We start from the raw sequence: 13423 nt of genomic DNA on the forward strand, positions 1-13423 counted from the left end.
TGTCTAGGCGTCCAGCCGGAGGGGGTTCCCGGCGTAGAAGGTTTGGGGTTCCAGGGGAAGCTTCACGGTGCAGGCCACGTCCTGCCCTGTCTGGGCCAGGCTCACCTGCCCCCGGCATTTGCGGGCCGCCAGCAGGGCGATGGGCAGGCCGAAGCCGGTGCCCTGGGGCTTGGAGGAGTTGAAGGGCAGGAAGAGCGCATCCACCTCCTGGTCCCGCGGGAGCGCGCCCGGGCCGCTGACCACGATGCTCAGGTGCGAGGGCGTGGCGGCGTCCACGCGGGTGGCCACGCGCAGGGCCGGAGCCTCGGGCGGCATGGCCTCCAGCGCGTTGACCAGCACCTGCTTGAGGATCTCCCGCAGCAGGGACGGATCGGCCTGGAGCGTGGGGTGGGCCGGGTCCAGGCTGGTCTCGGGCGTGAGCCCTTGCGGCCACAGGGGACCGGTGCGCAGGCCCTCCAGGGCCTCGCCGATCATGGCCGAAGCGTCCAGCGTGGCGATGGAAGGCTCGGACAGGCCGATGGAGTTCAGCGTCGAGATGTCGCGCGTCATGCGCTCCAGGCGCAGGGCCTCGTCCAGGATGGCGTGCGCGCTCTCGCGTACCGCCGGGTCAGCGTTGCGGGCCAGGCGCGTGGCCATGCCGCCGATCACGGTGAGAGGGTTGCGGGTCTGGTGGAAGATGCCCTGCATCAGGGACTGGTCCACGTGGGAGCGGTGGTACACGTGGCCCTTGGAGCGCACGATCAGGCACAGGTCCAGCAGGTCGTTCACGGCCAGGACGACGGGGGCGCGCATCTCCATGGGAACCTCGTCGCGGATGGCCCGCAGGAAGAGCTGGCGGCTCTTGACCTCGCCCAGCATCACGTACTGCAGGTCGATGCCCATGCGCGCGGAGGTGACGCCCTGGCGCCAGAGCTCAGCCAGGAAGTCCTCGTCCCAGGGCCTGTCCCACAGGCGGGAGTACCAGCGGAACCAGAAATCCTGCAGGGTGCCGCCGAAATACTCGGTGATGATCTCCATCTGTGGCTTGGGGATGACCATGCGGTAGAGCTCGCCCAGATAGGATCCGGCGGCTTCGCTGTGGGCGGTCAGCATGGCGGCGTAGGGGCGGATGGCCGCCAGGCGGGATTCATCCAGCCCGATCTCGTTGCGGAAATAGTTCAGCTGGGAGAGGGGGAGGTACTCGTCCATGGGCCCTCCGGGGCGCTGAGGCGGCTGCCCGGCTTAGCTGCCTGTTGCAAAAATCGACTTTTGCAGCCTGTTCAAAAAGCCCGCAGGCAAGGCGCACGAAAAAGTCAAGGCCGATGTGTAGTTGGCATACGCGAGGGTTTGACTTTTTCGGGGCAACCCAGCCAGCGGGAATTTTTCAACAGGCTGTTAGAGGGCCTGACCGGCGGCGTAGGCCGAGGCCCAGGCCCAGTGCAGGTTGTAGCCGCCCAGGTGCCCGGTGACGTCCACGATCTCGCCGATGAAGAAGAGCCCCGGGCAGCAGAGGCTCTCCATGGTCTTGGAGGAGAGCCCCTTGGTGTTCACGCCGCCCCCGGTCACCTCGGCCTTCTTGTAGCCGTCCAGCTCCTTGGGGGTCACCTCCCAGTTGCCGATGCGCCTGGCGAGCATGGCGGCCTCCTCCTTGCGCAGCTGGGCCACGGGCTTGGCCGAAAGCTCCGGCGGCACGACGGCCGACGCCAGCCGGGAAGGCAGCAGGCGCGAGACCACCGTCTTCACCTGGGACTTGGTGGTGCGCGCCGCGGCCAGGGCCTCGTCCACGGGGTTGCCCGGGGAGAGGTCGACGCTGATGGGCTTGCCGGGCTGCCAGTAGTTGGAAATCTGCAGGATGGCCGGGCCGGAGAGCCCCTTGTGCGTGAACAGCATGGCCTCCTCGAAGGACTGGGCGCCGCAGCTGACCCGCACCGGCAGGGAGAGGCCCGACAGGGAGGAGAGCGCCCAGCTGGGGCCCATGGTCAACGGCGTGAGCGCGGGGCGCGGCTCCACCAGCTGGAGCCCGAAGTTCTCGGCCACGCCGTAGCCGAAGCAGGAGGAGCCCACCTGCGGCCAGGCCAGGCCGCCCGCCGCCACCACCAGCTTCTTGCCGGGGATGGTGCCGCCGGGGTGCGTGACGCGGAAGTCCCCGTTGCGCTCGATGTTCTTGATGCGCACGCCCATGAAGAAGCAGACGCCCGCCGCGCGGCAGAGCCTCTCCAGCAGGTCGGCCACGGCCACCGCGCCCTCGCGGCAGAACATCTGGCCGTGGTCCTCCTCCACGGAGTGCAGGCCGTTGTCCTCCAGGAATTCCTTGAAGGCCAGGGGGCCGAAGCGGCTGATGGCGGAGACGCAGAAGTGCGGATTCTCGCTGATGAAGTTCTCAGGGCCCACCCGGGTGTTGCCGAAGTTGCAGCGGCCGCCGCCGGTGACCTTGAGCTTCTTCCCGGATTGGTTGTTGTGGTCGATGACGGCCACGGACAAGCCCTTGCGGGCCGCGGTGAGGGCGCAGAACAGACCCGAGGCCCCTGCGCCGATGATGACGACGTCGTATCCGAGCATCTGGCCTTGATACGCCATCGCCGCCCGGCGGGCAAGGGGAGGGGTGGGCGGAGAGGCCCGGGGAAAGGCGGGATCAGATCACCCGGCGCGCCCCGGCGAACTGGTTCTTCCAGACCGGCTCGTCCAGGGAGCTCACCCTGACGCTCTTGCCCGAGGAGGCCGAGTGGATGAACCGGCCGTCCTCCAGGTAGATGCCCACGTGGTGAACGCCCTTCTTCCCGAAGAACACCAGGTCGCCCTTGCGCAAATCCTCCCGGTTCACGGGCTGGCCGTGGCGGAACTGCTCGCGGGAGCTGCGGGGCAGCTCCACGCCGTCCTTACCGTAGACGTAGCTTGTCAGGCCCGAGCAGTCGAAGCCGCGCTTGGGGCTCTCGCCGCCCACGGCGTAGCGTTTGCCGATCTGGGCGGAGGCGGTTTCGGCCAGGCTCTCGGGGCTGGCGTTCATAGCCCGGGCCACCTGGGAGGGCGGGTCGGAGAGCGCCAGTTCGTTGACGCCTTTGACGCCCGTGGGCAGGGGGCGGTCCTGGGTTTGGCGCTGGGCGCGGGGCTTCACCCGCTGGGAGGCGCTCCAGGCCGAGAGGGCGGCCTCGTCGGACTCGGTGAACTGGGCGGCGGTCTGCGGGGCCGGGGGCTTGCGCTCGATGACGGTGCGCACCTCGGTGCTCTGGATGCGCGTGGTGACAGTGGGGGACGCGAGCGGGGCGACGGCTGCGGCCTGCTCCGGCGCGGGAGTCGCGCTGCCGGGCAGGTGCCTGGGCATGGGGGCTTGGAGCAACAGGGGCGCCGGCGGGGGGCTGGACTGACCCACGCTCCCGGCTGCCTGGGCCTGGGGAGCTGCCTGATGGATGCTCTCCTCCAGGGCCTGGGCGAAGCCGCGCACCGCCACGGGCCTGGGCTGCAGCCTGGGCTGGAAGGGTGCGTGGGGCGCCTGGGTCTTTTCAACTGCCATGCCGGGTCCTCCGCATGGCAGTAAGCAAACCCCGTGCCTAGACGTCCAGCTCCAGGCCCACGGGGCAGTGGTCCGAGCCCATGACCCCGTCGTCGATCCAGGCCCGCTTCACCAGGGGGCGCAGCTCCTCGGAGACGAAGAAGTAGTCGATACGCCAGCCCACGTTGCGGCTGCGGGCCTGGAAGCGGTAGTCCCACCAGGTGTAGTGGCCGCCGCCCTGCTCGAAGAGGCGGAAGGTGTCCACGTAGCCCGCCGCGATGAAGCGGTCCAGCCAGGCGCGTTCCTCGGGCAGGAAGCCGGAGGTCTTCTCGTTGGATTTGGCGTTCTTGAGGTCCAGTTCGGTGTGGGCGGTGTTGAAGTCCCCGCAGGCCACCACGGGCTTGCTGGCGCGCAGGGCCTGGGCGTGGGCCAGGAAGGCCTCGTAGTAGCCCATCTTGAACTCCAGGCGGCCCGGGCCGTTCTGCCCGTTGGGGAAGTAGACGTTGAGGAAGTGGAAATCCGGGTATTCCAGGTGCAGCAGCCGCCCCTCGGCGTTGAACTGCGGGTCCGGCAGCTCCGCGTTGACGGCCAGGTGCCCGCCCCGGTGGAACACGCCCACCCCGGAGTAGCCCTTGCGCGTGGTGCAGGAGGAGAACACGCCCTGGTACCCGTTCAGCGTGGCGAAGTCCGCCTCGTGCCCGGCCTGGATCTTGGTCTCCTGCAGGCCCACCACGTCCGCGCGGCTGGCCTCCAGCCAGTCGGCGAAACCCTTGCCGGAAACGGCCCGCAACCCGTTGACGTTCCAGGAATACAGGATCACGGGCGCCCCCCGCCTATGGTTTTCAGCTCCGCCGTGAAGCCGTCCGCTCCCAGGCGCAGGAGCACGTAGCCCCCGGCGGCCAGCTCGCCGGGGTTGACGATCACGGTGCGGCCCAGGCGGTCCGTGCAGCGGGCCTCGTGGATGTGGCCCGTGACGCAGACCTCGGGCTGCACCCGCTCGATGAACTCGCGCACCGCCGGGGAGCCGACATGCGCGCCGCTCCCGATCACGTCCGCCAGGGTGCCGTAGGGAGGCGTGTGGGAGATGAGCGCCAGGTGCCCGAAGCCCCTGGCCTGATCGTAGGCCTCCACCAGCCACTGCGCGATCTGCGTTTCCGGGGCTTCGGCCGGAGTGCCGAAGGGCGTCGGCGGCGACCAGCCCACCCCCATGATTCCCGCGCCAGGGGCCAGTTCCACGGCGCGGGCGTGAATGCCCTGGCCGCGTCCGTCCAGCCAGGTCTGCACCGGGGGCTTGTCCATGTTGCCGATCTGGGCCAGCACGCGCGGGTTGATGGCGGCCACGGCGTCCAGCACGGCGCTGGCCTCGGGCACGCCGCCGCGTATGGTCATGTCTCCGGTGACGATGACGCCCGCCGCGCCGGGCAGTTCCGGTATGGAGGCCAGGGGGGCGGTGTGGCCGTGGATGTCGCCGACGGCGATCCAGTAGGGGGCGTGTGCGCTCATAGGGTGTGACTCCGGCGGGGGATTCTTTGCTCCCGTCGGGTTTCATGCTAGCACGGTTCGCCATGCCCGACAACGCGAACGCCCAGATACACACCCCGGCAGGGGACAAGCCCGCCCTGCGCGCGGCCATGCTGGCCCGGCGCAAGGCCCTGGCCCCGGCTGCCGTGCTTCAGGCCGGGCGGTCCGCAAACGCCTTGCTGGACACGGTGCCGCGCTGGCGCGAGGCCCGCGAGGTGCTGGTGTACCTCGATTTCGGCGGCGAGGTGGCCACCCGCCCCGTGATCGAGGCCTTGCTGGAGCGCGGCGTGCGCGTGCTGGCTCCGCGCTGCCGCCCCGGCGAGGCCGGGGTGTTGGACGTGGCCTGCCTGAGCTGCCTCTCGGAACTCTCGCCCGGGGCCTACGGCATCCTCGAGCCGGACCCGGCGCGCTGCCCGGCCCTGGAGTGCGTCCGCCCCGACGCCGCCCTGATCCCGGCCGTGGCCTTCGACCTGCGCGGCGGCAGGCTGGGCTTCGGCCAGGGCTACTACGACCGGCTGCTGGCCTCCCCCGGCTTCGAGCACACCTTCCTGGCCGGGCTGGCCCACGCCTTCCAGGTGGTGGCGGCCCTGCCCCTTGACCCCTGGGACAGGCCCGTGCACGCCGTGGTCACCGAAAAGGAAATCCTATGGCCCATCCCATAATACACACCACGATCCCCTTCGCCTTCCCCGGCCTGCCTCAGGTGGGCGTGGCCTTCACCACGGCGCTCACCGGCAACATCTCGCATGCCGTGGGCGACGACCCGGAGGGGGTGGACGCCGCGCGCGAGGCCCTCGGCGAGGCCCTGGGCTTCGACAGCTGGCACTCCCTCAAGCAGGTGCACGGCGTGGACATGGCCTTCGACGCGCCAGAGTCCCCCACGGGCGAGCCCTCGGCCGTGGTGGCCGACGGCCAGGCCACGGACCGGCCCGGGCGCGCCCTGGTGGTCAAGACGGCGGATTGCCAGCCCATCCTGCTGGCCCACGAGAGCGGCAGGTTCGTGGCCGGGCTGCACGTGGGCTGGCGCGGCAACGTGCAGGAATTCCCCCAGGCGGGCGTGCACGCCTTCTGCGAACGCTACGGCCTGCGCCCGCAGGAGCTTCTGGCCGTGCGCGGCCCGAGCCTTGGCCCCGGCGCATCGGAGTTCACCAATTTCGAGATGGAGTTCGGCGACCGTTTCCGCCCCTTCCACGACCCGGCCACCAGCAGGGTGAACCTCTGGCGGCTGGTGGCGGCGCAACTCGAGGAGGCGGGCCTGCTGCCCGAACGCATCTTCGGGCTGGACCTGTGCACCTTTGACCTGCCGCTGTTCTTCTCCTACCGCAGGGAAAAGAACCTGGGCCGGCAGGCCAGCCTGATCTGGATCAGAAAGCAACCCTGAAGCGCTTGCCCAGCGGGCGGGAAAGCTGCATAAGGCCATTATGAACACCACACGCCGCTCCACCCACTCCGCGATGCTCTTGGTCGCCGCGTTTCTTACGGCCTCCGTGCTCATCCCGGCCACTGGCGGGCTCGCCCAGACGGGGTCGTCCTCCACCTCCGGCCCGGTGCTCACCCTGGAGCAGCAGGTCGCCATATGGGACCCCGTGCTGCAGGACGTGCAGTCCGGCAAGACGCCCACCGCCGCCCAGATCATCTCCCTGGTGCCGCAGTACGGCAACTGGTGCGGGCTGCAGCCCACAGCCGCCGGGACCATCCCCGTGGACTGCCTGGACGGGGCCTGCATGCAGCACGACCTCTCCCCGGGCTACAGCCTGAAGAACCCCACGCTTGAGCAGGTGGTGGCGGCGGACCGCAATTTCATCTGGCAGCTCAGCAATATACACGCCTCCACACCCTATGGCGAACTCTTCAGGATCGAGGCCATCGACCTCTTCACCTCCAAGACGAACTACGAGCAGGCCAACAGCACCACCCTGATCACCGGCTGCTCGGACTGCCTCAAGACGCCGTAACAGTCCTTTCGCTTGTCAAGAGGCATTTCGGTCCGTATGGAGGTGCTCCCAATTCATCAAGAGAGCACCCGTATGACCACCAAGATCAACGAGAACATACGCAACATCGCCATCATCGCCCACGTCGACCACGGCAAGACCACCCTGGTGGACGCCCTGTTCCGTCAGTCCGGCCTGTATCGCGACAACCAGGCCATGGACGACCGCGTGATGGACTCCATGGACCTCGAACGCGAGCGCGGCATCACCATCGCGGCCAAGAACTGCGCGGTGAGCTACGGCTCCGTGAAGATCAACATCATCGACACCCCTGGCCACGCCGACTTCGGCGGCGAGGTTGAGCGCTCCCTGGCCATGGCCGACGGCGCGGTCCTGCTGGTGGACGCCTCCGAAGGCCCGCTGCCGCAGACCCGTTTCGTGCTGAAGAAGGCCCTGGACCGCGAGCTGACCATCATCGTGGTGGTCAACAAGATCGACCGCAAGGACGCCCGCACCCAGGAAGTTCTCAACGAGGTCTACGACCTCTTCATCGACCTGGACGCCACCGAAAAGCAGCTGGACTTCCCCGTGCTTTACGCCATCGGCCGCGAGGGCATCGCCAAGACCGAGTTGGACGGCGAAGGCACGGACCTCAAGCCCCTGTTCGAGGCCCTGGTCAACAACATCCCGGCCCCCAAGTTCAACCCCGACGAGCCCTTCCAGATGCTCGTGGCGGACCTGGGCTACTCCGACTTCCTGGGCCGTCTGGCCATCGGGCGCATCATGGCCGGGCAGGCCAAGCAGAACGACTCCCTGGTCTGCCTGGGCGAGGGCGGCAGCGTCACGACGCTTCGCGTCTCCCGCCTGCAGACCTACCGCGGCCCCTCGCTCATCGACGCCGCCGAGGCCAACGCGGGCGACATCATCGTGCTGGCGGGCATCGAGGACGTGAAGATCGGCGACACCATCTGCACCAAGGACGCCCCCAAGGCCCTGCCGCGCATCACCGTGGACGAGCCCACCGTGGCCATGAAGTTCGGCATCAACACCTCCCCCCTGGCCGGGCGCGAAGGCAAGCTGGTGCAGTCCCGCAAGATTCTTGAGCGCCTGGAGAAGGAAATGCTCTCCAACGTGGCCATCAAGGTGGAGCCGAGCACCGAAGGCGAGAGCTTCGTGGTCAAGGGGCGCGGCGAGTTCCAGATGGCCATCCTGGTGGAAACCATGCGCCGCGAAGGCTTCGAGCTCTCTATCGGCCGCCCCGAGGTCATCCTCAAGAAGGGCGCGGACGGGCAGCGCCTTGAGCCCATCGAGCGCGTCTTCGTGGACTGCGACGAAGCCTTCATGGGCGTGGTCACGGAGAAGCTCTCCGTGCGCAAGGGCCGCATGGTGAACATGGTCAACAACGGCAAGGGCCGCGTGCGCCTTGAATTCTCCGTGCCCTCGCGCGGGCTCATCGGCTACCGCGACGAGTTCCTGACCGACACCAAGGGCACCGGCATCCTGAACGCCTACCTGGAGGGCTACGAGCCCTTCCGGGGCGAGATCCCCAGCCGCTTCACCGGCTCCCTGGTGGCGGACCGCGCCGGCGTGGGCGTGGCCTACGGCATCTACAACCTGGAGCCGCGCGGCGAGATGTTCATCAAGGCGGGCGACCCGGTGTATGAAGGCATGATCATCGGCGAGCACAACCGCGACAATGACCTGGACGTGAACCCCGCCAAGGAGAAGAAGCTCACCAACATGCGCGCCTCCGGCAAGGACGAGGCCACCACCCTGACCCCCATCCGGCCCATGACGCTGGAGAGGGCCATCCACTTCGTGCGCGAAGACGAACTGGTGGAGGTCACGCCGCTTTCCATCCGCCTGCGTAAGGCCGAGCTTTCCGCCACCAAGCGCCACCTGCTGCACGGGCAGAAGAAGCGCGCCAAGGCCGAATAGCCAGCGCTTCGCATTGAACGATTGATAAGCCCCCGGCCGCGATTACGCGCGGTCGGGGGCTTTTGGTTGGGGTCAGGGAGGTGCTCCAGCCCGGGCAATTGCATCGCCCGATGCGATTGATCGGCTCAGCCGGTTCGGATACGAGGGGCGCAGGCCCGGAGATGCCGCCGTCGATGACTGGGCCTTCACGCGGCTCCCGAGCGCCGCTTCGGCGTGACAACATCTGGATATGGAGACACTCCCAGTGCCTATGAGGCAGATCATACTCACAGTGATGTTCCTCCTCGCTGCCGCCCCGGCCTCAGCGGCCGACCTGACCTCAAAGGCGGACCAGCTCCTGGGCATCCCCTACCGCCCGGACGGCGTGCGCGACCCCTCCGGCCGCTGGACCACCTTCGAGCACCCGGAGCAATCCTTCGCCACGCCCGGCCTCAACTGCTCCGGGCTGGACTTCACCCTCATGCGCCTCCTTGGCGCCACCACGGCCGACCCCCGCCAGGCCGCGCGCGACCGCCTGGGCGACTCCGGCCCCGGCGCGCCCAACGGTCAGGACTGGGACTTCGGCTTCGACATCATCCTGAACCTAACGGACCAGCTCCCCAGGCGCTGGCTGCTGCCACAGGCCAGGGCCGTGTCCCCGCCGGACACCGGCGAGACCATGCGCGGCTTCCCCGTGGACGACCGCGCCGCCTGGAAGAGCGCGCTCAACCAGATCGCTCCCAATCAGGCCGCGCCCAGCCAGGCGGCCTTGGTCAGCTTCAGCCAGCCTGGGCGGCGCAAGGGCTACGGCCTCCAGCACTACCACGTGGGCCTGATACTGCCGGACGCTACGGGCGGGCGCTGGCTCTACCAGGCCACCCCAAAGTCCGGCGCGCACAAGCTGAACCTGGCCTCGCCCGAGGGCATGGAGCGCTTCCAGCGCTTCTTCGCCGGGCCGGACAGGCGTGCCTTGCTGCTGGGCGTCACGCTACCCTAGGGCGTTGCCCCCGGAGCGCAAACAGGCTACATCCCCCGCCACCGCAATCCGCCGCAAGGAGCATCCCGTGGGCAAGGAAAACATGAGCCTGGACAAGATCCAGACCCAACCCGAGTTCGACCTGGAATACTACATGGAAATCAGCGGGCTCATGCGCATCGAGCATGAGCTGGCCGAACTGCTGGAGAAGTACTGGACCACCTGGGAGAAGGAGCTGAAGGCCTTCCGCATGGAGCCCACCAAGGCCGACGCGGACGACGGCTTCCTGCTGGTCTACCTGGACGAGGACACCGAGAACGCGGTGCAGCGCGCCTTCGAGGAGAACACCAAGTTCGGCTTCGCCTTCCACAACCTGGCCATCACCCTGGTGATGAGCGCCGCCCAGAGCGTGATGCCCGAACTCATCGGGGCCTGCGTGCCCCTGCCCACCCCCTCGCGCGAGGCCAAGAAGAAGTTCAAGAAGCTCGGCCTGGAATGGGACGACTCGGGCAAGATGAACCGCAACTACGCCGTGTTCACGCCCTATCCCTACAAGGGCGGCTGCGAGGTCTGCCACTCCTGCGACACCTGCCCCTCCAGCCAGATGAGGGAAATCGGCAAGACCCCCGAATAAAACTCCCGCCCCCAAGCTGTTTCTTCAGGCCCGCGCGGCGTCCCCTTGGGGAGCCGCGCGGGCTTTTTGTCATTCGCGGCCGTCCGGGCATGTCAGGGACGGCAATTCGTCTATCGGTCTCATTTGTTCTCATGATAACAAACGATTTGTCCTTTCCCCGCGCATGGATTCCAATGCCCGATCATTACGACGGGGGGCCTCCGGGCCGGACAGGGCGGAGAAGACCATGCGCGCCGACATACCATCAAGCTGGGCTTTCGACGACGAGTTCGACGGCGGCGAGGAGACTTGCGGCCGGGTGATCATCAACCTGCACACGTACGTGCGGGGGCTGGCTCCGGGCACGAGGATAGTGCTGATATCGGAAGATCCGGCCGCGCCAGTGGAGTTTCCGGCCTGGTGCCGCATGACCAGGAACGCCCTGCTGGACATGGCCCACCCTTACTATCTGGTTGAGCTCAAACCCCATCTCGTCCCGGATGGCGACAAGGAGACCCGACATGGCTGATACGTTCTGCGTGACCATCACCCACTGCCGCACCGACGGCGACAAGGCGACCCTGGGCTTCGTGGTGGCCAACGCCGCCCTGGGCAGCGAGAAGGACACCATGATCTTCCTGAGCACCGACGGCGTGTACTGCGCCGTGAAGGGCGAGGCGGAGAAGATCGACGAGGGCGCGCCCTTCGCACCCCTGAAGGAGCTCATCAACAAGTTCGTGGCCGCCGGCGGCAAGATCTACGTCTGCACGCCGTGCCTGAAGAAGCGCGGCCTCTCCGAGACGGACCTCATCGAGGGCGCGACCCCGGCGGGCGGCGCGGTGCTGGTGGAGTGGCTGAGCAACGGCTCCCCTTGCGTGGCGTATTAGCGGCGGGGTGGCATGTGACCGCTGGGGGGGGGAAGGCCTCCGGCGGCCAAGGGGCTTCGCCCCTTGGAATCCCTTCCCGGTCTAGGGCGGTGGCAGCTGGCGCGGGACCGGCGCACAGGCAGATGAAAAGTGAGAATAAAGCCCCATGAGCGCGACTGAAACAACGTTGGCGGCCCTTCGGCCCGACCGGGTGTTCGACGGCGGCGACCTGGACTGCGGCTCCGGCCTGGCCCTGATGATCCGCGAGCACATGCTGGCCGTGCCTCCGGGCGGCGTGCTGGAGATGCTCAGCCGAGAGCCCACCGTGGCCGACGACCTGCCGCCCTGGTGCAGGCTCTCGGGCCACCAGTACCTGGGCAGCCTGCCCGGGGAGGGCCGCACCCGCTACTTCATGCGCCGGGGCGAGGCCGCCGGGTCGGCGAACGCCGCGGATGCGGAGCGCAAGGCCCTGGAGGAGGACAAGCGCCGCGCCAAGGCCTACGAGTGGCGTCTGCGCGTTCGCGCCGGGGCCAACCTCTCCAGCACCGCCTACTGCCGCAACTTCTCCTGGAAGCTCGGCCAGCCCGCCAGCTTCGAGGAGCGCGACGAGCACCCGAGCGCCGTGGAGGCCCTGCTGGGCGCGCTCGGCGGCGCGCTGGCCACGGGCTACGCCACGGAGTGCTCTCGGGACGGCCTGGAGATGGACGACATCGAGATCACCGTCAAAGGCAGGCTGGGCAACATCCTGGCCCACCTGGGCCTGGAGGAGGGCGACCCTTCCTTCAGCGGCATCGAGGTGCGCTGCTTCGCCTCCACCTTGGATGATGAAACAAAGGCCCGCGCCGCCTGGGACCGGGCCGTGGCCCGCTCCCCCCTGGCGGCCACCCTGGCCAAAGCGCTGGACCTGAAAACGAGCTTCACCACCGTATGACCACCTTCACCACCACCCAAGTGGGCAGCTGGCCCCGCTCCAAGAGGATGCTGCGCGCCCTGCGCGACCGCCGCACCGGCGCCATGAACCGCGCGGCCTTCGATGCCGTGGCCGAGGACGAGATCCGCCGCACCGTGCGCATCCAGGAGCGGGCCGGGCTGGACGTGCTCGTGGACGGCGAGCACCGCCGAGACAATTTCTACTCCTTCATCACGGACAAGGTGGAAGGGACGCGGCTCATGTCCCTGGCCGAGATGCTCGACGAGATGGAGGACAAGTCCGGCTTCGAGGAGATGCTCACCACCCTGGACGTGCCCGCCTCGGCCATACGCAACCCCACCTGCATCGGCAGGCTCGCGCGCCGTGAACCCCTGGCCGTGGACGACCTGCGCTTCATGCGCACCCTCACGGACAAGCCTGTGAAGATCACCTTGCCGGGGCCGTATCTGCTCACGCGCTCCATGTGGGTGGGGGCCTACACGCGTAAGGTCTACGCCAGCCAGCGGGAGATGGGCGACGACGTGGTGCGCCTGCTGCGCGAGGAGCTGTTGGAGCTGGCCGCCGAGGGCTGCGAGTTCGTGCAGTTCGACGAGCCCGTGCTCACCGAGGTGGTCATGAGCGGGGAGTGCGGCCGACGAACATTCATGTGAGCGACGCTCGCCACCCGCCGGGACGTGGGTGAAGAACTTGGCTACGCAGCGGAGCTTATCAACCGGGTGGTGGAGGGTGTCGAAGGCACCCGCACCGGCCTGCACATCTGCCGGGGCAACTGGAGCACCCGCGAGGAGGTGCTGCTCACGGGCGACTATCGCCCCCTGCTGCCCGCGCTGACGAAAATGCGCGTGCGACAGTTCGTGCTGGAGTACGCCACCCCGCGCGCGGGGGAGATCGAGGTGGTTGGGGCGGCCTTGTCCGGCGCGGTGCCCGGTTCGCGGACGCCCCGTGAGCTGGGGCTGGGCGTGGTCAACCCCCGCACCGTGGAAGTGGAAACCCCGGAGGAGATCGCCGCTCACGCCGAGGAGGCGCTGCGCTTCTACAGACCGGACCAGCTGTTCCTGAACACGGACTGCGGGTTCGGCTGCTTCGCTAGCCGCTGCGTCAACGTGGAGGAGGTGGCGGCGGCCAAGATCGCCTCCATCGCCCAGGCAGCCCGGCTGCTGCGGGAGCGCCACGGCTGAGACGGGCGTCAGGTTCCAGCC

Annotated in this window: 15 protein-coding genes; 10 read left to right on the forward strand and 5 right to left on the reverse strand. The window is 68.3% G+C overall.

Annotated features, from left to right (window positions below):
• Nucleotides 1-3 precede the first annotated feature (3 nt).
• From MLE18_RS05855 to MLE18_RS05875, 5 genes are all read right to left on the reverse strand, one after another.
• Nucleotides 4-1188 (reverse strand): ATP-binding protein, encoded by a 1185-nt coding sequence (locus tag MLE18_RS05855; RefSeq protein WP_243368205.1) that lies wholly within the window; start codon nt 1186-1188, stop codon nt 4-6.
• Nucleotides 1189-1374: 186 nt separating this feature from the next.
• Entirely contained in the window at nt 1375-2538 is a 1164-nt protein-coding gene (locus MLE18_RS05860) for a BaiN/RdsA family NAD(P)/FAD-dependent oxidoreductase (RefSeq protein ID WP_243368208.1), read from the reverse strand.
• 73 nt (nt 2539-2611) lie between these two features.
• Nucleotides 2612-3487, reverse strand: a complete 876-nt coding sequence (locus MLE18_RS05865) for a C40 family peptidase (RefSeq protein WP_243368210.1) — start codon at nt 3485-3487, stop codon at nt 2612-2614.
• A 37-nt stretch (nt 3488-3524) separates the two neighbouring features.
• Nucleotides 3525-4286, reverse strand: coding sequence for an exodeoxyribonuclease III (locus tag MLE18_RS05870; protein WP_243368212.1), 762 nt, complete (start codon nt 4284-4286; stop codon nt 3525-3527).
• On the reverse strand, nt 4283-4969 hold the full coding sequence (locus MLE18_RS05875; protein ID WP_243368214.1) for a metallophosphoesterase: 687 nt from the start codon (nt 4967-4969) through the stop codon (nt 4283-4285). Before MLE18_RS05875 ends, MLE18_RS05870 begins: the two co-directional genes overlap by 4 nt.
• Before the next feature lie 62 nt (nt 4970-5031).
• Between MLE18_RS05875 and MLE18_RS05880 the strand changes: the two genes are divergently transcribed.
• The 10 genes from MLE18_RS05880 (at nt 5032) to MLE18_RS05925 (ending at nt 13402) form a co-directional block, all read left to right on the forward strand.
• Nucleotides 5032-5649, forward strand: a complete 618-nt coding sequence (locus MLE18_RS05880; protein ID WP_243368216.1) for a 5-formyltetrahydrofolate cyclo-ligase — start codon at nt 5032-5034, stop codon at nt 5647-5649.
• Nucleotides 5634-6368, forward strand: a complete 735-nt coding sequence (locus MLE18_RS05885) for a purine nucleoside phosphorylase YfiH/LACC1 family protein (RefSeq protein WP_243368217.1) — start codon at nt 5634-5636, stop codon at nt 6366-6368. Before MLE18_RS05880 ends, MLE18_RS05885 begins: the two co-directional genes overlap by 16 nt.
• Before the next feature lie 40 nt (nt 6369-6408).
• Nucleotides 6409-6942 carry a phospholipase A2 family protein gene (locus MLE18_RS05890; RefSeq protein WP_243368219.1) on the forward strand — a complete coding sequence of 178 codons (534 nt, stop codon included), beginning with the start codon at nt 6409-6411 and terminating at the stop codon, nt 6940-6942.
• A 72-nt stretch (nt 6943-7014) separates the two neighbouring features.
• Entirely contained in the window at nt 7015-8859 is a 1845-nt protein-coding gene (gene typA / locus MLE18_RS05895) for a translational GTPase TypA (protein ID WP_243368221.1), read from the forward strand.
• Nucleotides 8860-9109: 250 nt separating this feature from the next.
• Complete coding sequence (locus MLE18_RS05900; RefSeq protein ID WP_243368223.1) at nt 9110-9835, forward strand: hypothetical protein; 726 nt, start codon at nt 9110-9112, stop codon at nt 9833-9835.
• A 67-nt stretch (nt 9836-9902) separates the two neighbouring features.
• Entirely contained in the window at nt 9903-10448 is a 546-nt protein-coding gene (locus tag MLE18_RS05905) for a hypothetical protein (protein ID WP_243368225.1), read from the forward strand.
• A 226-nt stretch (nt 10449-10674) separates the two neighbouring features.
• Nucleotides 10675-10956: a sulfurtransferase TusA family protein gene (locus tag MLE18_RS05910; protein ID WP_243368227.1), complete on the forward strand. Its 282-nt coding sequence runs from the start codon at nt 10675-10677 to the stop codon at nt 10954-10956.
• Nucleotides 10949-11314 (forward strand): DsrE family protein, encoded by a 366-nt coding sequence (locus tag MLE18_RS05915; protein ID WP_243368229.1) that lies wholly within the window; start codon nt 10949-10951, stop codon nt 11312-11314. The genes MLE18_RS05910 and MLE18_RS05915 overlap by 8 nt, the downstream gene beginning before the upstream one ends.
• 145 nt (nt 11315-11459) lie before the next feature.
• On the forward strand, nt 11460-12224 hold the full coding sequence (locus tag MLE18_RS05920) for a sulfurtransferase TusA family protein (RefSeq protein WP_243368231.1): 765 nt from the start codon (nt 11460-11462) through the stop codon (nt 12222-12224).
• On the forward strand, nt 12221-13402 hold the full coding sequence (locus MLE18_RS05925; protein WP_272881505.1) for a cobalamin-independent methionine synthase II family protein: 1182 nt from the start codon (nt 12221-12223) through the stop codon (nt 13400-13402). Before MLE18_RS05920 ends, MLE18_RS05925 begins: the two co-directional genes overlap by 4 nt.
• Nucleotides 13403-13423 lie beyond the last annotated feature (21 nt).

It is taken from the genome of Fundidesulfovibrio soli (genome assembly GCF_022808695.1).
Taxonomy (GTDB): Bacteria; Desulfobacterota; Desulfovibrionia; order Desulfovibrionales; family Desulfovibrionaceae; genus Fundidesulfovibrio; species Fundidesulfovibrio soli.